The following is an 18,920-nucleotide window of genomic DNA, read 5'->3' on the forward strand; positions in this document are numbered from 1 at the left end:
ATTTATGTCCCGGTTGAAGTATTATTTTACTGTGAAACGTCGGTTAAAAAGCGTTAACTTTATATTACCGTCATAGGGGAATGAGGAGAGTCCTATGGTTTCGCCCGAAGAAGTGCTTGGGTTCTGGTTGGACGAGGTCGGACCGCAAGGGTGGTACAAGGCGTCCGACACGCTGGATGACACGATCCGCGAAAGGTTCCTGGCCGGATGGGAGAACGCGCGCGCCGGTGCCTATAGTCTCTGGCTCACATATCCGGCCGGCACGCTGGCCTATATCATCCTGACCGATCAGTTCCCGCGTAATATGTTTCGCCATGATCCCCGGGCCTTTGCAACCGATAAGGCCGGGCTCGCAGCGGCCAAGGTGGCGATCAACCGGGGTTGGGATCTCAAGATCGACGAGCCGGCAAGACAGTTCTTCTATCTGCCCTTGATGCATTCCGAAAACCTGTGCGATCAGGAACGCTGCGTGCGACTGATCTGCGAGCGGATGCCCGAGCACGGCCCCGAAAACCTGACCCATGCGCGAGCGCATCGCGAGGTGATCCGCCAGTTCGGACGTTTCCCCTATCGCAATGCGGCACTGGCGCGTCCCTCAACCGCGCTGGAGCGCGCCTTTGAGGCTGAAGGCGGATACGGGGCCACATTGCGGCAGTTGATGGCGGCGGCCTGAAACGATCTTTAAGCAAGGGAAAACAGGGGCCTGCCGGGCGTTTAGGCAACCGGCAGGCTTTGCTGCGTTGTGATCGTTCAGGAAATAGTTTAATATCAAACTAAATCTGCAAGCGGAGGGCCAGATGGCGTCGAACAGCTATGACATGATCGTGATCGGGGCGGGGCCGGGCGGCTATGTCGCCGCGATCCGGGGCGCGCAACTGGGCCTTAATGTGGCCATTGTCGAGCGCGAGCATATGGGCGGCATCTGCCTCAACTGGGGCTGTATCCCGACCAAGGCGATGCTGCGTTCGTCCGAGGTATTCCACCTGATGCACCGCGCCAAAGAATTCGGGCTCAAGGCCGAGGGAATCGGCTATGATCTCGACGCGGTGGTGAAACGCTCGCGCGGGGTGGCCAAGCAGCTGAGCAGCGGCGTCGCGCACCTGATGAAGAAGAACAAGATCACCGTGGTGATGGGCGAGGCGACACTGCCTGCCAAGGGCAAGGTCAGCGTCAAGACCGACAAGGGCACCGAGGAGCTGAGCGCGAAGAATATCGTGCTTGCCACCGGCGCACGAGCACGCGAATTGCCAGGGCTCGAGGCCGATGGCGAGCGCGTCTGGACCTACAAGCACGCGCTGGTTCCTCCGCATATGCCGAAAAAGCTGCTGGTCATCGGCTCGGGCGCCATCGGCATTGAATTTGCCAGCTTCTACAATACGCTCGGGGCTGACACGACCGTGGTCGAGGTAATGGACCGCATCCTGCCCGTCGAGGATGCCGAGATCTCCGCCTTCGCCAAAAAGTCCTTTGAAAAGCAGAAGATGAAGATCAAGGTCAAGGCCATGGTCAAGCAGCTGGACCGCGCCAAGGACAAGGTAACTGCGCATATAAAGATCGATGGCAAGGTCGAGAAGCACGAGTTCGACTCGGTCATTTCTGCCGTGGGGATCGTCGCCAATACAGAAGGCCTGGGGCTCGAGAAGCTGGGCGCGAAGATCGAGAAGTCCTTTGTCGTGACCGATGCCTTCTGCCGCAGCGGTGTCGAAGGGCTATACGTGATCGGCGATGCCACCAACGGACCGTGGCTCGCGCACAAGGCCAGCCATGAGGGCGTGATGGTGGCTGAGCTGATCGCGGGAGGGCATCCGCATGCGGTCGAGCCCGACAGCATCGCAGGCTGCACCTATTGCCACCCGCAGGTCGCCAGCGTCGGCCTGACCGAGGCGCAGGCCAAGGACAAGGGTTACAAGATCAAGGTTGGGCGCTTCCCCTTCATCGGCAATGGCAAGGCGATTGCAATGGGTGAAGCCGAGGGCATGATCAAGACTGTCTTCGACGACAAGACCGGCGAGCTGTTGGGCGCGCACATGATCGGGGCCGAGGTGACTGAGCTTATTCAAGGCTATGTTGTGGGCCGCCAGTTGGAGACCACCGAAGAGGAATTGATGCACGCCGTCTTCCCGCATCCCACGCTCAGCGAGATGATGCATGAAAGCGTGCTCGACGCCTATGACCGGGTGATCCATATCTGAGCGGCGCAGGCCGTTCCATCCGGGCAGGGGAGTGGGCCAAGGCTTGCGCCCCTTGTCCTTGCGATGCAGTGTAGGCACGCAAGCAGGGGGAGCCGTGTGGCCAGTCTCAACCGGATCGTGATGCAGCAGGTCTCGCGCCGGTGGCTTCGGGCGCTCAACCTCGAAGAGATGGATGCCGCCGAGATTTCTGGCAAATACGGGCGTCGCTACAGCTTTCGCAGCTACACTCGATTTCGTTACCCGAAATACGACATCTGCAACGGGCCCTATACCGGCGAGGATGCGGCGGTGCTGCAATTCGACATCATCCTCGCCAATCAGGTCTGGGAACATCTCGACCGGCCCTACGCGGCCACCCGCCATGTGCGTGAGATGCTGCGACCCGATGGCTGGTTCTGGCTGGCGGTGCCGTTCTATATTCCCTATCACGGCGACCCGGTCGATTGTTCACGGTGGAGTGCGCGGGGACTGAAGAACCTGCTGATCGAAGCCGGATTCGACGAGGATCGGATCACCGTGCGGCAATGGGGCAATCGCGCCGCCGCCGCGCGCAATCTTGAGCCGGAGTGGCCCCCGGCGCATGATTCCGAGACCGACGATCTTACCAACGATCCGCAGTTCCCGATCTGCTCTTGGGCCTTGGCGCAGAAATAGGTTTGGCTGTTCAGCGCCCGTCATCCTAGGGCCTGTTTCGAGGATCTCTGGCCGCGTTGAGCCCCCACTGTCGCGTGGATGAGGATGAACAGGTGTAGCGTTCACGATATGTTCACAATTTCGGCTTGGACGACTCGCAGCACTCCTCTATGTCATGGACGGTGGCAAGGGGGCTCAGAATGGCCGATCTGAAGTTTATCGAGGTGCGCGGCGCGCGTGAGCATAACCTCAAGAATATCGACGTGGACATTCCACGCGACCAACTGGTTGTGATCACCGGGCTTTCCGGCTCGGGCAAGTCGTCGCTCGCCTTCGACACGATCTATGCCGAAGGGCAGCGGCGTTATGTCGAATCGCTCAGCGCCTATGCGCGGCAATTCCTCGACATGATGGAAAAGCCGGATGTGGATCATATCAGCGGGCTCAGCCCGGCGATTTCCATCGAGCAGAAGACCACAAGCAAGAACCCACGCTCGACCGTTGGCACGGTGACCGAGATTTACGATTACATGCGGCTGCTCTTTGCCCGCGTCGGCACGCCCTATTCCCCGGCCACCGGCCTGCCCATCGAGGCGCAGCAGGTGCAGGATATGGTGGATCGCGTGATGGCGATGGAGGAGGGCACGCGTGCCTATCTGCTGGCCCCCATCGTGCGCGACCGCAAGGGCGAGTATCGCAAGGAATTTCTGGAACTGCGCAAGTCGGGTTTTCAGCGGGTCAAGGTGGATGGGGAGTTTTACGAGCTCGATGAGCCGCCCACGCTCGACAAGAAATTCCGCCATGATATCGACGTGGTGGTTGATCGTCTGGTCGTCAAGGAGGGGCTGGAGACGCGGCTCGCCGACAGTCTGCGCACCGCGCTTGATCTGGCCGATGGAATCGCGGTGCTGGAGACCGCCCCGCGCGAGGGCGAGCCGGAGCGGATGACCTTCTCCGAGAAATTCGCCTGCCCGGTCAGCGGCTTTACCATCCCCGAGATCGAGCCGCGGCTGTTTTCCTTCAACGCGCCCTTCGGGGCCTGTCCTGATTGTGATGGGCTGGGGATGGAGCTGTTTTTCGATGAAAAGCTGGTGGTGCCGGACGAGGCGCTGCGCATCAGCGACGGGGCCATCGCGCCCTGGCGCAAGGGCAAGAGCCCCTATTTCACGCAGACCATCAATGCCATCGCAAAGCATTACGAGTTTGACAAGGCGACCCCGTGGCGCGACCTGCCCGCCCATGTGAAACAGGTGTTCCTGCATGGCTCGGGCGAGGAGGAAATTCCGTTCCGCTATGACGAGGGCGGCCGCGTCTATCAGGTCAGTCGCGTGTTCGAAGGGGTGATCCCCAACATGGAGCGGCGCTATCGCGAGACGGATTCGAATTGGATCCGCGAGGAATTCGAACGCTACCAGAACAACCGCCCCTGCGGGACCTGCGGTGGTTACCGGCTGCGGGAAGAGGCGTTGGCGGTACGCATTGCCGATCTGCATGTCGGGCATGTGGTGCAGATGTCGATCCGTGAGGCCTATGACTGGTGCGAGACGGTGCCGGAACACCTCGGGAAACAGAAGAACGAGATTGCCAGCGCGATCCTCAAGGAGATCCGCGAGCGGCTCGGCTTTCTCAACAATGTGGGCCTCGATTATCTGACGCTCAGCCGCAACGCCGGCACGCTGTCGGGGGGCGAGAGCCAGCGGATCAGGCTGGCGAGCCAGATCGGGTCGGGCCTCACGGGCGTGCTCTATGTGTTGGATGAGCCCTCGATCGGGCTGCATCAGCGCGACAACGGGCGGCTCTTGCAGACGCTGCGCAACCTGCGCGATCAGGGCAATACGGTGATCGTGGTTGAACACGACGAGGAGGCCATTCGCACCGCCGATTACGTCTTTGATATCGGCCCCGGCGCGGGGGTGCATGGCGGTCAGGTGGTCAGCCATGGCACGCCGGATCGTGTCGCGGCAGACCCGGCCTCGATCACTGGTCAATATCTCACGGGCACACGCGAGATTGCGGTTCCGCCGAAGCGCCGCAAGGGCAACAAAAAGAAACTCACCGTGGTCAAGGCCAGTGGCAACAACCTGCAAGATGTCACTGCAGAATTCCCGCTTGGCAAGTTCGTCTGCGTGACGGGCGTGTCGGGCGGGGGCAAATCGACGCTGACCATCGAGACGCTGTTCAAGACCGCCTCGATGCGTTTGAACGGCGCGCGCCAGGTGCCCGCGCCCTGCGAGACGATCAAGGGGCTGGAACACCTCGACAAGGTGATCGACATCGACCAGCGGCCCATCGGGCGCACGCCGCGCAGTAATCCCGCGACCTATACCGGGGCCTTCACCCCCATTCGCGACTGGTTTTCCGGGCTGCCGGAGGCCAAGGCGCGCGGCTACAAGCCGGGGCGGTTTTCGTTCAACGTCAAGGGCGGGCGCTGCGAGGCGTGCCAGGGCGACGGCGTGATCAAGATCGAGATGCATTTCCTGCCCGATGTCTACGTGGAATGCGAGACCTGCAAGGGCGCGCGCTACAACCGCGAAACGCTTGAAATCCGTTTCAAGGGCAAGAGCATAGCCGACGTTCTTGATATGACCGTTGAAGAGGCGCAGGAGTTTTTCAAGGCGGTGCCGTCGATCCGCGAGAAGATGGATGCGCTGATGCGTGTGGGCCTTGGCTATATCAAGGTGGGCCAGCAGGCGACAACGCTGTCGGGTGGGGAGGCGCAGCGGGTGAAGCTGTCAAAGGAACTCGCCAAACGCTCTACGGGCCGCACGCTCTATATTCTCGACGAGCCGACCACGGGGCTGCATTTCGAGGACGTGAAAAAGCTCTTGGAGGTGCTGCACGAATTGGTGGAGGCTGGCAATACCGTGGTGGTGATCGAGCACAATCTCGACGTCATCAAGACCGCCGACCACATCATAGACATCGGCCCCGAGGGCGGCGATGGCGGCGGCGAGATCGTCGCCGTGGGCACGCCCGAACAGGTGGCGGAGGAGGCGCGCAGCCATACAGGGCGTTATCTCAAGGAGATGTTGAACGCGCGGCGCGTGGCGGCGGAATAGTGTAATGCGAGAGCTCGTGCGGTTCTGCGTGCGTGGCTTGGCGCTCGCGCTGCTGCTGGCCCTCGTGGTATGGATCGGGCTGAGCCTACATTTTCAGGTTTCGTCACCGCTGGTCTACCTGCTTTACCTCGCCATTGCGCTTTGGTGTCTCGTCGCGGCGCGCATGCTGCTTGGGGGGCAGTGGGGTCGTGTCTTGGGTCTGACCGTATTGGCGCTTGCGGGCTGGGCACTATGGTGGAGTGGCATCGAACCGCGTCAGGATCGTGACTGGATGGCAGAGGTGTCGCGCGGCGTGACGTCAGAGCCGACCGCGGACGGATTGGTCCGGCTCCGCAACATCCGGAACTTTCGCTGGTCCAGCCCGTCCGTGGCGGTCGAGGACTGGTACGATCTTGAGGTCGATCCACACCAGATCCGGTCGGTTGATATGATCATGTCGATCTGGAACAGTCCGGAGATCGCCCATACATTGGTCAGCTTCGGGTTCGCGGACGGGCGGCACATTGTCTTTTCCGGAGAAATCCGCAAGGAGAATGGCGAAGATTTCTCGGCCCTAGGCGGTTTTTTCAAGCGGTATGAGCTGGTTTTGATTGCCGCCGATGAGCGTGATATCGTTCATCTGCGCACCGATGCTCGGGGGGAGGCGGTGTCGCTCTATCCTGTTGCGATGAGCGAGGCGCAGCGGATGGCTTTCTTTTTCGCGTTTCTAGATTACGCCAACGCGCTCGCGCAGGAGCCGCGCTGGTATCACACCATTTGGACCAATTGCACGACGATGCCCTATCGGCTGGTGCGGCAGGTGTCTGAGGGGCTGGTGTTTGATCCCCGGATCGTCCTGTCGGGGCGCTTGCCGGGCTACTTGTATGATCTTCGCGTTCTACCGGGTGCAGGCACAGTACCGCTTGCAGTCCTCAAAGAGCGTGCACAAGTGCCACCCCGCGACGTGGCCAGAGTGACCAGCGTCGAGTATTCGCGGTTGTTGCGGCAGCGTTGGCGGGACTAGGATGTCAGACACGCGCACGCCCGCCACGCCACCTCACGCCCGGTACCCGGATCGTGCGTATGCCCGCCGTTACTTCTTGAGCGGGCAGGTCGTGAGCCCGAAGATCGAATAGAGCGGGCAGGACGACATCAGCCCCGTAACCAGCGGAATGATGCCGATCAGGTAGAGCCAGCTATAGGCCTCGTCGCGGTTGATGACAAAACCTGCCAGCAGGGCAAGGCCAAGGATGATGCGCAGGACGCGATCGATCGAGCCGACGTTTTTCTTGAGCATGGAAGCACCTTTTGAGTAAGGGCCGGAATCGGCCCTGAAATTGCTCTTGCAGTGTTCCACGCCAGCCACCTTCGGTCTGTGATCTGGTCACAGACCGCGAGTGCTCATTTGAAATTCCGGCTGTCCTTGATCTGATCCCACGCCCAGACCACCTGCTGCAGCTGCTCTTCCTGGCTGCGGTCGCCGCCGTTGATATCGGGGTGCAGCACCTTGATCAGCGACTTGTAGGCTCTGCGCAGCTCGGCCTTGGTCCAGGTGTCCTCGGCCTCGAGGATCTCGATGGCACGCCGCTCGGTCGGGGGCAGCTTGCGACCGCCGCCCTTCTTCTTGCCAGGATTCTGAGTGGCGTTGACACCCAGCACCTGATGCGGGTCCTCGATGCCCAGCCGTGCCCAGGCCCGCGCCTCGGGGTCGTTGAACCGCTTGGTTTCGCGTTCCCAGACCTTGTCCTTGGACAGCTGCGCGTTCAGCTCCGCCTCGGTGGTGCCGTCGAAGAAGTTCCACTTGAGGTTATATTCGCGCACATGCTGCTGGCAGAACCAGAAATAGTCGTCGAGAACGTCGGGGGCCTTGGGGGCGCGATATTTCCCGGGCTCGTTGCAGCCGTCGTGATCGCAGATGCGCGTCGAGGTTTCGGATGCGCCGGACATGCCGCGCCGCCCGCGCGGGTTCTTCTTCTTGGCCGAAGAGACCGACATATCGAAACCGAAAGGATCTGATTTGGACATTGAGCACACCTTTGCGAGTCAGGACGCAGAGTGTATTCTAAAACGCAGCGAATTGAAGGGGGCAGGGTATTTTTTTTCCGGCATCGCGGCGGTTTCCCGCGCGCGGGAAATCTGTGTTTCAATCATCTAAAGCTCAGTATTCATTGAAATAATATCAATCTGTGTTTCAACTCGTCGGATCGGGAGGTGGCAGTGTCTCGGTGAGCGGCTCGGCTCTGAGCGGCTCCGTGGTCTCGACCTCGTCGGCAGGGGCGGAGAGGCGGATCTCCCGCTGAAAGACCAGCACCGAGCGATAGACCGTATGACTCGAGGTCAGGCCCTGGCGTTCCTCGCTCGGCAGGATGTCGCTACGCAGATAGGTCCAGCCGTCGCGGGCCATCTGGTTCAGGGTCTCCTCGAGCCCGAGTGCAAAGCGCCCCTCGGGAGTTTTGACGCCCGGTGCTTTGCGGCCGCGCGTCGGGGCGGGGAGAACCTTGTATTCGAAAAGCGGCATGGCACGCTCCGGTTGCTTCACAGGTGCCAATCCTATTGCATCATGCGTCCAGTGCAAGCGGGCGAAATAAACCCCCGGACCTGAGGCCGGGGGTTTGACGTGCTTGCAGAGCTGCGTCCGCTATCTTGCACCGGGCCCGATGATCATGATCATCTGGCGACCTTCCATCTTGGGCATGTTCTCGATCCGCCCAACCTCCTTGACATCCGCGGCGATGCGTTCGAGCAGGTTGCGCCCCAGATCCTGATGCGCCATCTCGCGACCGCGGAATCGCAGGGTGATCTTCACCTTGTCGCCGCCTTCGAGAAACTTCAGCACATTACGCATCTTGACGTCATAGTCATGCGTATCGGTGCCGGGGCGGAACTTGACCTCCTTGACCTCGATGGTCTTCTGCTTCTTACGGGCCTCGGATTCGCGCTTTTGTTGCTCATACTTGAACTTGCCGTAATCCATGATCTTGCAGACCGGCGGATTGGCATTCGGCGAGATTTCGACCAGATCGAGCCCGACCTCTTCGGCCATCTCGAGCGCCCTGCGTGGGGTGACGACGCCTGCGTTTTCGCCGTCTGCGCCGATCAGGCGAATTTCATCGGCTCGAATGCGGTCGTTGACCCGGGGTCCGGTATCGCGGGTGGGCGGCGCGTTATGAGGTCTGCGGGCTATGGCTTCAATCCTTCGATTGTTGAACGTTGTCGGGTGAATTTGACGGTGCAAGTTAAACGGCGGTGCGGCGGCTTTCAAGCCGCAAAATCGGCTGATATGAGCCTAACCGCGATCAATTCCCCCTTGCGGCTTTCCTTTGAGCGCGCCATCTGACAGGACAGATCACAAAGGGCCGAAATGCGGATTGCACGGGCCCGCAGACATTCTGGGAGACGGTTATGAAAAACGTGATTTGGATCGTGCTGGCTGTAATTGTGCTCGGCGGCGGTTACATGCTCTTTACTGGCAAAACGGTCGATGAGGTGGTCAACGAGGTGAGCGGCACGGGCCAAGAGGTCGAGGTGCCCGAGGCGCTGGAAGATGCAGCCGATGTAGCGGGCGAGACCGCCGAGGCGGCGGCGGATGCGGCTGGCGATGCCGTAGATGCAGTGCAGGAGAGTGCGAGCGAGGCAGTAGAGGCGGCGGAAGACACCGCAAGCGACGCCGCCGACGCGGTTCAGGAGGCCGGACAAGAGGCCGTTGATGCAGCAACCGGCACGGCTGATGAGGCAACGGATGCGGCGAGTGATGCCGCCGAGAGTACCGCCGACATTGCGGAACAAGCGGCCGAGGCTACCACGGACGCTACGTCGGATGTGGCCAATCAGGCAGAGGGTGCAACCGGGGACGCTGCGGATACCGCGACTGAGGCGGCTAACGAGGCGGACGCCGCTATCGAGGACGCTGCGGATACCGCCACCGAGGCGGCTAGCGAGACAGAAGCCGCTACCGAGGACGCTGCGGATATCGCGACTGAGGCGGCTAGCGAGGCAGAAGCGGCTGCGGACACCGCGACCGAGGCCACTGAAGAGACGGCCACGGAGAGCACCGATACCGCCACCGGTGACAGCGCTGCAAGCGACAGCGCCGCGAGTGTAGCCGACGAAGCCCCAGAGGCATTGACCGTCGAGGGGTTCGACATGGAGCGCGTGCGCGGCCTGATCGAAGGTTCCGATCTGGGCTCTATGCAGGAAAACTTGTTGATCGAGGGGATCAAGGCCGCGCAGGACAATCCCGAATTGCTGCAATCCGCGCTTCAGGCGGCACGTCAGGCGCTCGGGTACTGAGCCAGCCAAGGCAAGCATTGAAAAGCCCGCGCAAGGTGCTGCTTGCGCGGGCTTTTTGTTGTGACAGCTTCGGCATGTCTCTTGATACGGGAGACCCTCGGGTCAGGCCCGAGGGTGACGGGCATCTGGGGTCGGCGTCATCCTTTGGCTTAACCGGAGGATATCTTGGCCTATCACCCCTCAGTCGAGAAACGCCTTTTCGACCACGTATTCTTTGGGGTCCGAATTGGCCCCTTCGCGTAGCCCGTAATCCTCCAGCATCTCCTTGATCTCGAGGTTGAAGGCGAGGTTGCCGCAGACCATGGCGCGGTCGGTTTCTGGGGCGAGGGGGGCAACGCCCAGGTCCGCAAACACCTCGCCCGAGCGCATCAAATCTGTGATGCGGCCCATCTTGGGGCTCTGCTCGCGGGTGGTGGTCGGGTAATAGCGCAGCTTGTCGGCAAAGCCTTCGCCGATCAACTCGGCCAGCATTTCGTCCCCGCGGATACTGTCGATCAACTCGGCCCCGTACTGCAGTTCGCTCACCTCACGGCAGGTATGGGTTACGATCACCTCGTCGTAATCCTCATAGGTCTGCGGGTCGCGCAACAGCGAGGCGAAGGGGGCAAAGCCGGTGCCGGTGGCAAACAGCCACAGCCGTTTGCCGGGCAACAGCGCGTCATGCACCAGCGTGCCCACCGGCTTGGGGCGCAGGATGATCTCGTCGCCCACCTCGATATGCTGCAATCGCGAGGTCAGTGGGCCGTCTTGCACCTTGATCGAATAGAATTCCAACTCGTCATCCCAGGACGGCGAGGCGATGGAATAGGCGCGCAGAAGCGGCTTTTCGCGGCCGGTCTTCTCGTCGGTCTGCATGAGGCCGATCATCACAAACTCGCCCGAGCGAAACCGCAGGCTCGCCGGTCGGGTCACCCGGAAGGAAAACAGCCGATCCGTCCAGTGTGTCACCTGCGTTACGGTCTGCGCATCGGGAATCGCGAGGGTTTTTGGCGCTTTCACGGTCGCTTGGGTCACGGCGGTCATCTCGTTCATGGTGTCAACTGCCGGTCATTTATACCGACATCCTCTTCTAATCTTTGATTCAGGTCAGGTAAAAGCGCTATTCAGCCGCGCAGCCGCTCTTGATAGTCGTGAGCCTGCCAGTTGGCGCGAGAGAGCCACTGATCCTCGGGCTGCCGGGCCGCCAGATCGTCGGAGATCTCCACTTCATCGAACCCCGCGCGCCGCGCCATCGCGTATTGATCGGCGATCACGTGACCATAGGCGCGCAGCCGCCCGGTATAGCCCATCAGCCGCAATTGCTGGGCAATGCTGAAACCGCGCCCGTCGGCAAAGCTTGGGAAATGGATCTTGATCATCTGCACATCGGGCAGACGGCCGGCCAGTTCCAGCGGGTCGGCGCTGGAGGGCAGGGTGATACCCACGCCGCGGCGCGCCTCTTCCAGGGGCACGATAGGGGTGGTCCAGGTCTCGGGGCCAAAGCCCGTGTCGGTGACGATGACAGTCATGCGGAAACTCCTTTTCGCACCAGTTTGCCGTTCACAAGATGGATGCCACATTCTGTTTTGTCCTGATCGCGCCAGCGGCCCGACCTTGGATCTTCGCCCGGTTGCACGGGCGTTGTGCAGGGCATGCAGCCGATGGAAGGATAGCCCTTGCTGACCAGCGGATGCCGGGGCAGGCGGTTTTCCTCCATGTAGGTTCGGATGTCGTCGCGGGCCCAATGGGCCAGCGGGTTGACCTTGATCCGGTCGGTGCCGTCCTCGATCTCGAAGAAATCGAGGGCGGCGCGGGTGCCGGTCTGATAGCGTTTGCGCCCGGTGATCCAGCCGTCGAAACCGGCAAGCGCGCGTCGCAGGGGCCGGGTCTTTCGCAGGGCGCAGCAGGCGTCGGTATCGCGTCGGTATAACGTCCGGTTTGCGTCGGTGCGTGCAAGCTCCTGCACGTCAGGCCGAATGATGCGCAGATCGCGCAGGTTGAGACGCTCTGCCAGCTCCTGCTGATAGACCAGCGTCTCGGCAAAGAGCATCTCGGTGTCGATGAAGATCACCGGTGTCAACGCGCGCGTGACCGAGACCATGTGCAACAGCACGACCGATTCGGCCCCGAAGCTGGAGACCAGCGCCAGCTTGCCCGCCTGCGGGTCGCGCAGCGCGTGCTCCAGCACCGAGATCGCCGAGTGATGGCGATACCGGTCATTGAGCGCGCGCACCCGGTCGTGCAAATCATTCTGCGGCATGCGCCCGGGCCTCTGCATCGTAGAGCGCGGATTTGAACGGGGCGAGGCCGAGGCGGTTATACGCTTCCAGGAACGTCTCCTCCGGCCCCTCGCGCAGGTCGAGATAGGCGAAGATGAGCCGCTCGATGGCGGGCACGATCTCGTCATAGGCAAAGCCCGGTCCGGTGCGGGTGCCGATCGCCGTGGTTTCCGACGCATCGCCGCCGAGTGTGATCTGGTAGTTTTCCACCCCCGCACGGTCGAGCCCGAGAATGCCGATATGGCCTACGTGGTGATGCCCGCAGGCATTGATGCAGCCGGAAATCTTGATCTGGAGATGGCCCACGTCATGCTCGATCTTGAGCTCTTCCAGCCGGGTGGCGATGCCCTGTGCCACGGGGATCGAACGGGCCGTCGCCAGCGCGCAGTAATCCATGCCGGGGCAGGCGATGATATCCGAGGCGAGGCCAATATTGCCGGTGGCCAGCCCCGCCTCGCGCAGCGCGGCATGGACGGCAGGGATATCGGCGAGCGCCACATGCGGCAGCACGAGGTTCTGCGCGTGGCTGGCGCGGATATCGTTATGGCCGTAGCGTTCCGCCAGATCGGCCACCACACGCATCTGGTCCGCGCTCGCATCGCCCGGTGTTGCGCCATGTGCCTTGAGGCTGATGGTGACAATGCCGTGATCGGCGTGCTTGTGCGGGACAATGTTCGTATCCGTCCACGCCCGGAACACCGGATCGGTGTCGCGCGCGGCGTAATAGGCATGTGCGTCACGCTCGGGTAGGGTGGGGGTCACAAAAGCGGCGTTGATCCGGTCAAGCCATGCCTGATCGACGCCCGAAAAGGCCGCGCGGCGGTGGGGGAATTCGGCCTCGACCAGATCGCGGATCTCATCGAGCCCGTTTTCATGCACGGTGATCTTGACCCGCGCCTTGTACTTGTTGTCGCGGCGGCCGAGGCGATTATAGATCGCGAGGATCGATTCGAGATAGGGCAGCAGATCGGCGCGGGGCACGCACTCCTTGAGTAGCTTGGCGACCATGGGCGTGCGGCCCATGCCGCCGCCGACCCAGATTTCGTAACCGCGCGTGCCGTCACGTTCGACGATCTTCACGCCGATATCGTGGCTCTTCATCACTGCGCGGTCAGCGTCGCTGGCGATCACGGCGATCTTGAACTTGCGCGGCAGGAACTGGAATTCGGGATGATCGGTGGACCATTGCCGGATCAGCTCGGCCACTGGGCGGGGGTCTTCCAGCTCATCCGCGGCGGCGCCTGCGAAATGGTCGGAGGTCACGTTGCGGATGGTGTTGCCGCTGGTCTGGATGGCGTGCATGTCCACCTCTGCCAATGCGTCGAGCATGTCGGGAATGTCGCGCAGTTGCGGCCAGTTATACTGGATATTGGTGCGGGTGGTGAAATGGCCGTAGCCCTTGTCCCACCGCTCGGCCAGGTAGGCCAGCTGGCGCAGTTTCGCCGGGTCGAGCGAGCCGTAAGGGATCGCCACGCGCAGCATGTAGGCGTGCAGTTGCAGGTAGAGCCCGTTCATCAGGCGCAGTGGCTTGAATTCGTCTTCGGTCAGGTGACCTGCGATCCGGCGCTCGACCTGGGCGCGGAACTGGCGGTTGCGCTCTGCGATAAAAGCGGTGTCGAAGTCGTTGTATTGATACATCATTATCTCCTGCGCGTGTCGCGTGGGTCAGGCGTGTTTCAGGTCGACGGCCTGTTTGCCGTGGAAGAGGTTCGATGGGCCGGTGCGCCGAAACTCCTCGCGGAAATGGGTGGGTTCGGGGCCGTCGGGACCGGGGCGGACATCGGCGAGATAGGCCCCCACGATTTCACCGGCGCGGGCCTGTGCTTGCAAAAGGCGATAGTCGGCATCGGCCTCGTCGGTCAGTACCTCGGCTTCCGACAGATGCCTTGTCCAACGGTCATCGACGGTGAGGTAGACGACATCGCCCTCGATCAGGGCATTGGCGGTCACGACCTTGGGTGTGAATTCGCGGGGCATGTCAGGCAAGCTCCTGTTTTGATTGAACAAGCACCGCCTCGGCGGCACGAGGTGCGAGCCCGAGGAAGGTCAGCGCGGGACCGGTCAGGTCGGCCTCGGCCAGATCGGCGGGCAAGCGTTCCAGCGTGGTGGCGAGTACGCGCTGATCGGGGCGCGAGGCATTCTCGACCACGGAGACGGGGGTGGCACGGTCGGCCCCGTGCATGATCAGGCGGCCCTGGATGAAGCGGGCGGATTTCTTGCCCATGTAGATCGCCGCAACCTCGCCGGGGCGGGCCAGCGTGCGCCAGTCGTGATCGGCAAAGCCCTTCATGTCGTGGCCGGTGAGAAAGCGCACGGCGGCGTTGCGCCCGCGTTTGGTCAGGCTTTGGCCGATGGCGGCGACCGAGGCGGAGGCGGCGGTGATGCCGGGCACGACATGCCAGTCGATGCCTGCGGCGCTCACCGCGTCGAGTTCCTCGTCGAGGCGGCCAAAGACGGTGGGATCGCCACCTTTGAGGCGGACGACGCGCGCGCCTGTGCGAGCCTGTGCGACAATCAGGCCGTTGATGTCATCCTGCGACATGGAGGGGCCGAAGCCTTCTTTACCTGCGTTGAGCAGTTGCGCGGCGGGGTTGGCGAGATCGAGGATGTCGCGGGCGATCAGCCGGTCATGGATTACCACGTCGGCCTGTTGCAGGGCGCGCAGAGCCTTGACGGTGAGCAAGTCGGGGTCGCCGGGGCCTGCGCCGACAAAGGCGACGGTGCCGGGACGGAGCGGAGTGAGGGACATGGCGCGGCCTTCTGCAAGCGGTTTGACTTCCCCCGTAATATAGGAAATATTCCCGGTTGAATGCCATATGGCCGCTTGAATAAGGACATACGTTCTGGATGATGCGGCGATTTGGCGGAAAATTCCATCGGAAAGGAAAACTTGGAATGACTGTCCGTCTCGATGATCTGGATCGGAAAATCCTCGTGCAGCTGCAGGAGGATGGGGGGCAATCGCTGGACGATATCGCCAAGGCGGTGGGCAGTTCCAAGACGCCCGTGTGGAACCGGATTCGCAAGATGCGCGAAGGCGGGGTGATCCGGCAGCAGACCTATCTTCTGGATGCCGAGGCGCTTGGATTCGAGGCGTGTTTCTTTGTCCTGATCCGCACGTCAGAGCATGATGCAAGCTGGCAGGGGCAGTTTCTGAACGCGCTGAACGCCCGGCCCGAGGTGATGGAGGCGCACCGATTGGCAGGGGATATCGACTATATCCTCAAGGTGCGGGTGGCCAATGCGCGCGCCTATGACGTGTTCTATCAGGCGCTGATTTCAGAGGTGAAGGTGCATAACGTCACGGCGCTGTTGTCGATGGAGGAGATCAAGTCAACGACGATGCTTCCGATTTGAGCGTGGCAAGGGGGCGCTGCCCCCGGTCGCCTCTGGCGACCTCCCCCGGAGTATTTGTGCCAAAAAGAAGCGGGGTCAGGCCTGTTCCAGCGCCGAGATGATCGGCGAAAAGTCGCTGGATTTGAGGCTCGCGCCGCCGACGAGTGCGCCATCGACATTCGAGATGGCGAAGATCTTGGCCGCATTGGCGGGCTTGACCGAGCCGCCATAGAGCAGCCGGATGGCATTGGCTCCGGGCTCTCCCAGGCGATCGGCGAGACGGGCGCGCAGGAAATCATGCACTTCGGCGATTTGCGCGGTCGTGGGGGTGAGGCCGGTGCCGATGGCCCAGACCGGCTCATAGGCGATGACGGTGTTGGCGCCGGTCGCACCACCGGGTAGCGAGGCGTCGAGTTGGGTGGCGATCACGTCGAGGGTCTGGGCAGCTTCGCGCTGCGCCAGCGTCTCGCCCAGGCATATGACGGCGGTGAGGCCGGCGGACCATGCCGACGTTGCCTTGTCCGCGACCAACGCGTTGGTCTCATGATGATTTTCGCGCCGCTCGGAATGTCCGATCAGGACCGCGCTGGCCCCCGCATCGGCCAGCATCGGGGCGGAGATGTCGCCGGTATGCGCACCGGAGGGGGCGGTATGGCAATCCTGTCCGCCGATCATCAAGGGGCCGTCGGCGGTCAGGGCGGCGGCCTGCACGATCAAGGTGGCGGGCGGGCAGATCAGGATGTCGATGCGCGGGTCAGGATGCGCGGCGGTGAGGGTTTGAAGTTCGCCAAGAGTGGCATTGGTGCCGTTCATCTTCCAATTGCCTGCGGCGAGCTTGCGTTTCATGCACTCATAATCCTGTTTATATTTTTTGAAACAATGGGATGCGAGGCAAAGCTCACATGTTCGCGAACTTGATCGACTCGCCGCAACCGCAGGCCTCGGTCACGTTCGGGTTGTTGAACACGAAGCCCGACTCCAGCAGCGAGGTCTGATAGTCGATTTCGGTGCCGAAGAGGAACATCTGCGCCATCGGCGCGATCATTACCCGCGCGCCGTCCTGTTCGACCACCTCGTCATGGGGATCGACCTCGGTCACATACTCCATCGTGTATTCCATGCCCGCGCAACCGCCCTTCTTGACTCCGATGCGCAAGCCCTGATGGCCGTCCCGGCCCATCAGTTTCGCGATCTGCGTGGCGGCGGTGGGGGTCATGGAGACCGCCTGCTTTCCGGGAATGCCAAACATGAGGTTTGCCTTTCAGTCGCTTGATTTCGTTACATGAAACCCAGCTCAAGCCGGGCTTCGTCGCTCATCATGTCCATGCCCCAGGGCGGCTCCCAGACAAGGTGGACATCGACCTGCTTGACGCCTGCCAGAGGCTCGATCGCCTCAGCGACCCAGCCGGGCATTTCACCTGCCACCGGACAGCCCGGCGCGGTCAGGGTCATGGTGACGTTGACCGCGTTTTCACCATCAATATCAACGGTATAAATGAGGCCAAGGTCGTATATGTTGACCGGGATTTCGGGGTCGTAGACGCCACGGCACGCCTCAACCACCTGATCGTAGAGCGGGTGGTCGGTGCTGGAGGGGGCGATGAGCGGGGCCCCTTCGAGCGGCTCGGATGAATTCATCATGATCGTGTCCTGCGGTTATCCTGAGCAATCATATAAGTTTTATAAACCCTCACGTCCAGAGGGGGCGGTTGCATGCGCCCCGGTCCTAGCCGTCGGATTTCCCGCCCGTCCGGCGGCGGCGGACCGGGGCTGGGCGCACGCGTGCCTCGATCATGTCGTAGAGCGCGCCAGTGATGTTCTTGCCGGTGGAGCCCTCGATGCCCTCGAAGCCCGGCGAGGAATTCACCTCGAGCACCTTTGGCCCGGTCTCGGAGCGGAGAAGATCAACGCCCGCCATGTTGAGATCGAAGACCTTGGCGGCGCGAATCGCGGTGTCGCGTTCGGTCTTGGTGATGCGCACCGATTTGGCCGAGCCGCCGCGATGCAGGTTGGAGCGGAAATCGCCATCCGCCCCGGTGCGTTTCATCGAGGCGATGACCTTCCCGCCAATCACGAGACAGCGGATATCCTCGCCCGCCGCTTCACGCACGAAATCCTGCACGAGGAAATTGGCCTTGAGGCCGCGAAAGGCGTCGATCACCGATTCGGCGGCCTTCTTGGTCTCGGCCAGCACGACGCCCTTGCCCTGCGTCGATTCGAGCAGCTTGACGATCAGCGGCGCGGTGCCGACGAGGCCGATCAGGTTGCCGGTATCCTTGGGCGAGGCGGCAAAGGCGGTGTTGGGCATGCCGACCCGCGCGCGCGCCATCAGCTGATGGGCATAGAGCTTGTCCCGGCTGGCGATGATGCCCGCCGATGTGTTGACGCTATAGGTGCCGATGGTTTCGAACTGGCGGATGACGGCGGCCCCATAGGCGGTGACCGAGGCCCCTATGCGCGGCACGACGGCGTCATAGCGGGGCAGGCGTTTGCCGTCGTAATGCACCTCGGGGGCGAGCGCGTTGATCGTCATGTAGCAGCGGGTGGTGTCAATCACCTCGACAGTGTGGCCGCGGGATTCGCCTTCCTCGACAAGGCGGCGGGTGGAATAGTTGTTCTCGCGGCTGAGCACGGCAATGCGGAGCGCGCGTTTGGGCTGTGCGGCGCGCATCTTCGAGGTGTGATAGACGTCATAGCTGAGTTCGGGCTGCAGGAAGCGGTCGGTGGCGACGATGGAGATGTGATCCTTGAGCGCCTGCCGCCCGAGCAGCATACGCGAGGCCATGGTCGAGCGGTTGGTGAGGGTGATCTCGATCGGCCAGCTGTCGCCATTTACCGACAGTGTGCTCTGGATCACGTAGCGCAATTCGCGCTCGCCGTTCGATGAGGCCACCTCGCGCCGGTCGAGAATGGTGGCGGAGCAGGGGATGATCAGATCGTTGCGTCCCGGAATCGGGTGCACGGTAAAGCGCACCTTGGGTTTCGCGGACGGCCCAAAGGTTTCGATATCGAAGGCATGCAGCGCCGACGTGCGCGCGCCAGTATCGACCTTGGCCTTCAATGCGGGCACGCCCAGATCGGGGAGCGAAATCCATTCCTCCCAGCCGAATTGGAGAGGCTGGGGCGCGTCTGGCGTATCGCTCATGGGCATTGGCTCCTTGTCATGGGCGCGG

General features: G+C 62.0%; 21 protein-coding genes. 7 read left to right on the forward strand and 14 right to left on the reverse strand.

Translation table 11 applies throughout. The annotated features are described in order from the left end of the window. Nucleotides 1–94 precede the first annotated feature (94 nt). From BHD06_RS02225 to BHD06_RS02245, 5 genes are all read left to right on the forward strand, one after another. Nucleotides 95–673, forward strand: coding sequence for a DUF924 family protein (locus BHD06_RS02225; RefSeq protein ID WP_080455329.1), 579 nt, complete (start codon nt 95–97; stop codon nt 671–673). A 124-nt stretch (nt 674–797) separates the two neighbouring features. Further along, a complete protein-coding gene (gene lpdA / locus BHD06_RS02230) occupies nt 798–2,192 on the forward strand; it encodes a dihydrolipoyl dehydrogenase (protein WP_080455330.1) in 1,395 nt (464 codons plus the stop codon). Nucleotides 2,193–2,288: 96 nt separating this feature from the next. Further along, a complete protein-coding gene (locus BHD06_RS02235) occupies nt 2,289–2,846 on the forward strand; it encodes a class I SAM-dependent methyltransferase (RefSeq protein WP_254892277.1) in 558 nt (185 codons plus the stop codon). Between the two features lie 179 nt (nt 2,847–3,025). Then, nucleotides 3,026–5,884 (forward strand): excinuclease ABC subunit UvrA, encoded by a 2,859-nt coding sequence (gene uvrA, locus BHD06_RS02240; protein ID WP_080455331.1) that lies wholly within the window; start codon nt 3,026–3,028, stop codon nt 5,882–5,884. Nucleotides 5,885–5,888: 4 nt separating this feature from the next. Next, nucleotides 5,889–6,887, forward strand: a complete 999-nt coding sequence (locus tag BHD06_RS02245) for a DUF4105 domain-containing protein (RefSeq protein WP_080455332.1) — start codon at nt 5,889–5,891, stop codon at nt 6,885–6,887. A 69-nt stretch (nt 6,888–6,956) separates the two neighbouring features. Here BHD06_RS02245 and BHD06_RS02250 read toward each other — a convergent pair whose 3' ends face one another. The 4 genes from BHD06_RS02250 to infC form a co-directional block, all read right to left on the reverse strand. Continuing rightward, entirely contained in the window at nt 6,957–7,160 is a 204-nt protein-coding gene (locus BHD06_RS02250; RefSeq protein WP_080455333.1) for a DUF2892 domain-containing protein, read from the reverse strand. Nucleotides 7,161–7,264: 104 nt separating this feature from the next. After that, nucleotides 7,265–7,888: a J domain-containing protein gene (locus BHD06_RS02255; RefSeq protein WP_080455334.1), complete on the reverse strand. Its 624-nt coding sequence runs from the start codon at nt 7,886–7,888 to the stop codon at nt 7,265–7,267. Nucleotides 7,889–8,054: 166 nt separating this feature from the next. Continuing rightward, the gene (locus BHD06_RS02260) at nt 8,055–8,381 is read right to left on the reverse strand and encodes a DUF4177 domain-containing protein (RefSeq protein WP_254892278.1); all 327 of its coding nucleotides are present in this window, start codon (nt 8,379–8,381) and stop codon (nt 8,055–8,057) included. 120 nt (nt 8,382–8,501) lie between these two features. Beyond that, entirely contained in the window at nt 8,502–9,047 is a 546-nt protein-coding gene (gene infC, locus BHD06_RS02265; protein WP_217805640.1) for a translation initiation factor IF-3, read from the reverse strand. Between the two features lie 218 nt (nt 9,048–9,265). Between infC and BHD06_RS02270 the strand changes: the two genes are divergently transcribed. Further along, on the forward strand, nt 9,266–10,153 hold the full coding sequence (locus tag BHD06_RS02270; RefSeq protein WP_080455336.1) for a hypothetical protein: 888 nt from the start codon (nt 9,266–9,268) through the stop codon (nt 10,151–10,153). Nucleotides 10,154–10,333: 180 nt separating this feature from the next. Here BHD06_RS02270 and BHD06_RS02275 read toward each other — a convergent pair whose 3' ends face one another. The 6 genes from BHD06_RS02275 to cobA all read right to left on the reverse strand — a co-directional run bounded on the left by BHD06_RS02275 (nt 10,334) and on the right by cobA (nt 15,160). Beyond that, on the reverse strand, nt 10,334–11,185 hold the full coding sequence (locus BHD06_RS02275) for a ferredoxin--NADP reductase (RefSeq protein ID WP_080455337.1): 852 nt from the start codon (nt 11,183–11,185) through the stop codon (nt 10,334–10,336). 71 nt (nt 11,186–11,256) lie between these two features. After that, nucleotides 11,257–11,661: a DUF934 domain-containing protein gene (locus tag BHD06_RS02280; protein WP_080455338.1), complete on the reverse strand. Its 405-nt coding sequence runs from the start codon at nt 11,659–11,661 to the stop codon at nt 11,257–11,259. Further along, complete coding sequence (locus BHD06_RS02285; RefSeq protein WP_080455339.1) at nt 11,658–12,392, reverse strand: phosphoadenylyl-sulfate reductase; 735 nt, start codon at nt 12,390–12,392, stop codon at nt 11,658–11,660. The genes BHD06_RS02280 and BHD06_RS02285 overlap by 4 nt, the downstream gene beginning before the upstream one ends. After that, nucleotides 12,379–14,049 (reverse strand): nitrite/sulfite reductase, encoded by a 1,671-nt coding sequence (locus BHD06_RS02290; protein ID WP_080455340.1) that lies wholly within the window; start codon nt 14,047–14,049, stop codon nt 12,379–12,381. The genes BHD06_RS02285 and BHD06_RS02290 overlap by 14 nt, the downstream gene beginning before the upstream one ends. 27 nt (nt 14,050–14,076) lie before the next feature. Next, nucleotides 14,077–14,388, reverse strand: coding sequence for a DUF2849 domain-containing protein (locus BHD06_RS02295; RefSeq protein WP_080455341.1), 312 nt, complete (start codon nt 14,386–14,388; stop codon nt 14,077–14,079). A 1-nt stretch (nt 14,389) separates the two neighbouring features. After that, nucleotides 14,390–15,160: a uroporphyrinogen-III C-methyltransferase gene (gene cobA / locus BHD06_RS02300; protein ID WP_080455342.1), complete on the reverse strand. Its 771-nt coding sequence runs from the start codon at nt 15,158–15,160 to the stop codon at nt 14,390–14,392. Nucleotides 15,161–15,306: 146 nt separating this feature from the next. Here cobA and BHD06_RS02305 point away from each other — a divergent pair, with 146 nt between their 5' ends. After that, on the forward strand, nt 15,307–15,768 hold the full coding sequence (locus BHD06_RS02305) for an Lrp/AsnC family transcriptional regulator (protein WP_080455343.1): 462 nt from the start codon (nt 15,307–15,309) through the stop codon (nt 15,766–15,768). 75 nt (nt 15,769–15,843) lie between these two features. Here BHD06_RS02305 and tpiA read toward each other — a convergent pair whose 3' ends face one another. The 4 genes from tpiA to rimK all read right to left on the reverse strand — a co-directional run bounded on the left by tpiA (nt 15,844) and on the right by rimK (nt 18,892). Then, nucleotides 15,844–16,593 (reverse strand): triose-phosphate isomerase, encoded by a 750-nt coding sequence (gene tpiA / locus BHD06_RS02310; protein ID WP_080455344.1) that lies wholly within the window; start codon nt 16,591–16,593, stop codon nt 15,844–15,846. Between the two features lie 52 nt (nt 16,594–16,645). Next, complete coding sequence (locus BHD06_RS02315; RefSeq protein ID WP_080455345.1) at nt 16,646–16,996, reverse strand: iron-sulfur cluster assembly accessory protein; 351 nt, start codon at nt 16,994–16,996, stop codon at nt 16,646–16,648. A 29-nt stretch (nt 16,997–17,025) separates the two neighbouring features. Beyond that, nucleotides 17,026–17,388 carry an SUF system Fe-S cluster assembly protein gene (locus BHD06_RS02320; RefSeq protein WP_080455346.1) on the reverse strand — a complete coding sequence of 121 codons (363 nt, stop codon included), beginning with the start codon at nt 17,386–17,388 and terminating at the stop codon, nt 17,026–17,028. Between the two features lie 85 nt (nt 17,389–17,473). After that, nucleotides 17,474–18,892 (reverse strand): 30S ribosomal protein S6--L-glutamate ligase, encoded by a 1,419-nt coding sequence (gene rimK, locus BHD06_RS02325; protein ID WP_080455568.1) that lies wholly within the window; start codon nt 18,890–18,892, stop codon nt 17,474–17,476. Between the last annotated feature and the right edge of the window lie 28 nt (nt 18,893–18,920).

Source organism: Roseovarius sp. A-2, from assembly GCF_002072155.1.
In the GTDB taxonomy this organism is placed as follows: Bacteria; Pseudomonadota; Alphaproteobacteria; order Rhodobacterales; family Rhodobacteraceae; genus Roseovarius.

What these genes read in the sequence shown, in the direction of transcription:
- BHD06_RS02225 (WP_080455329.1), top strand. Translation starts at nt 95, where the DNA reads ATGGTTTCGCCCGAAGAAGTGCTTGGGTTCTGGTTGGACGAGGTCGGA.
- lpdA (WP_080455330.1), top strand. Translation starts at nt 798, where the DNA reads ATGGCGTCGAACAGCTATGACATGATCGTGATCGGGGCGGGGCCGGGC.
- uvrA (WP_080455331.1), top strand. Translation starts at nt 3,026, where the DNA reads ATGGCCGATCTGAAGTTTATCGAGGTGCGCGGCGCGCGTGAGCATAAC.
- BHD06_RS02245 (WP_080455332.1), top strand. Translation starts at nt 5,889, where the DNA reads ATGCGAGAGCTCGTGCGGTTCTGCGTGCGTGGCTTGGCGCTCGCGCTG.
- BHD06_RS02250 (WP_080455333.1), bottom strand. Translation starts at nt 7,160, where the DNA reads ATGCTCAAGAAAAACGTCGGCTCGATCGATCGCGTCCTGCGCATCATC.
- BHD06_RS02255 (WP_080455334.1), bottom strand. Translation starts at nt 7,888, where the DNA reads ATGTCCAAATCAGATCCTTTCGGTTTCGATATGTCGGTCTCTTCGGCC.
- BHD06_RS02260 (WP_254892278.1), bottom strand. Translation starts at nt 8,381, where the DNA reads ATGCCGCTTTTCGAATACAAGGTTCTCCCCGCCCCGACGCGCGGCCGC.
- BHD06_RS02270 (WP_080455336.1), top strand. Translation starts at nt 9,266, where the DNA reads ATGAAAAACGTGATTTGGATCGTGCTGGCTGTAATTGTGCTCGGCGGC.
- BHD06_RS02275 (WP_080455337.1), bottom strand. Translation starts at nt 11,185, where the DNA reads ATGAACGAGATGACCGCCGTGACCCAAGCGACCGTGAAAGCGCCAAAA.
- BHD06_RS02280 (WP_080455338.1), bottom strand. Translation starts at nt 11,661, where the DNA reads ATGACTGTCATCGTCACCGACACGGGCTTTGGCCCCGAGACCTGGACC.
- BHD06_RS02285 (WP_080455339.1), bottom strand. Translation starts at nt 12,392, where the DNA reads ATGCCGCAGAATGATTTGCACGACCGGGTGCGCGCGCTCAATGACCGG.
- BHD06_RS02290 (WP_080455340.1), bottom strand. Translation starts at nt 14,049, where the DNA reads ATGTATCAATACAACGACTTCGACACCGCTTTTATCGCAGAGCGCAAC.
- BHD06_RS02295 (WP_080455341.1), bottom strand. Translation starts at nt 14,388, where the DNA reads ATGCCCCGCGAATTCACACCCAAGGTCGTGACCGCCAATGCCCTGATC.
- cobA (WP_080455342.1), bottom strand. Translation starts at nt 15,160, where the DNA reads ATGTCCCTCACTCCGCTCCGTCCCGGCACCGTCGCCTTTGTCGGCGCA.
- BHD06_RS02305 (WP_080455343.1), top strand. Translation starts at nt 15,307, where the DNA reads ATGACTGTCCGTCTCGATGATCTGGATCGGAAAATCCTCGTGCAGCTG.
- tpiA (WP_080455344.1), bottom strand. Translation starts at nt 16,593, where the DNA reads ATGAAACGCAAGCTCGCCGCAGGCAATTGGAAGATGAACGGCACCAAT.
- BHD06_RS02315 (WP_080455345.1), bottom strand. Translation starts at nt 16,996, where the DNA reads ATGTTTGGCATTCCCGGAAAGCAGGCGGTCTCCATGACCCCCACCGCC.
- BHD06_RS02320 (WP_080455346.1), bottom strand. Translation starts at nt 17,388, where the DNA reads ATGATGAATTCATCCGAGCCGCTCGAAGGGGCCCCGCTCATCGCCCCC.
- rimK (WP_080455568.1), bottom strand. Translation starts at nt 18,892, where the DNA reads ATGAGCGATACGCCAGACGCGCCCCAGCCTCTCCAATTCGGCTGGGAG.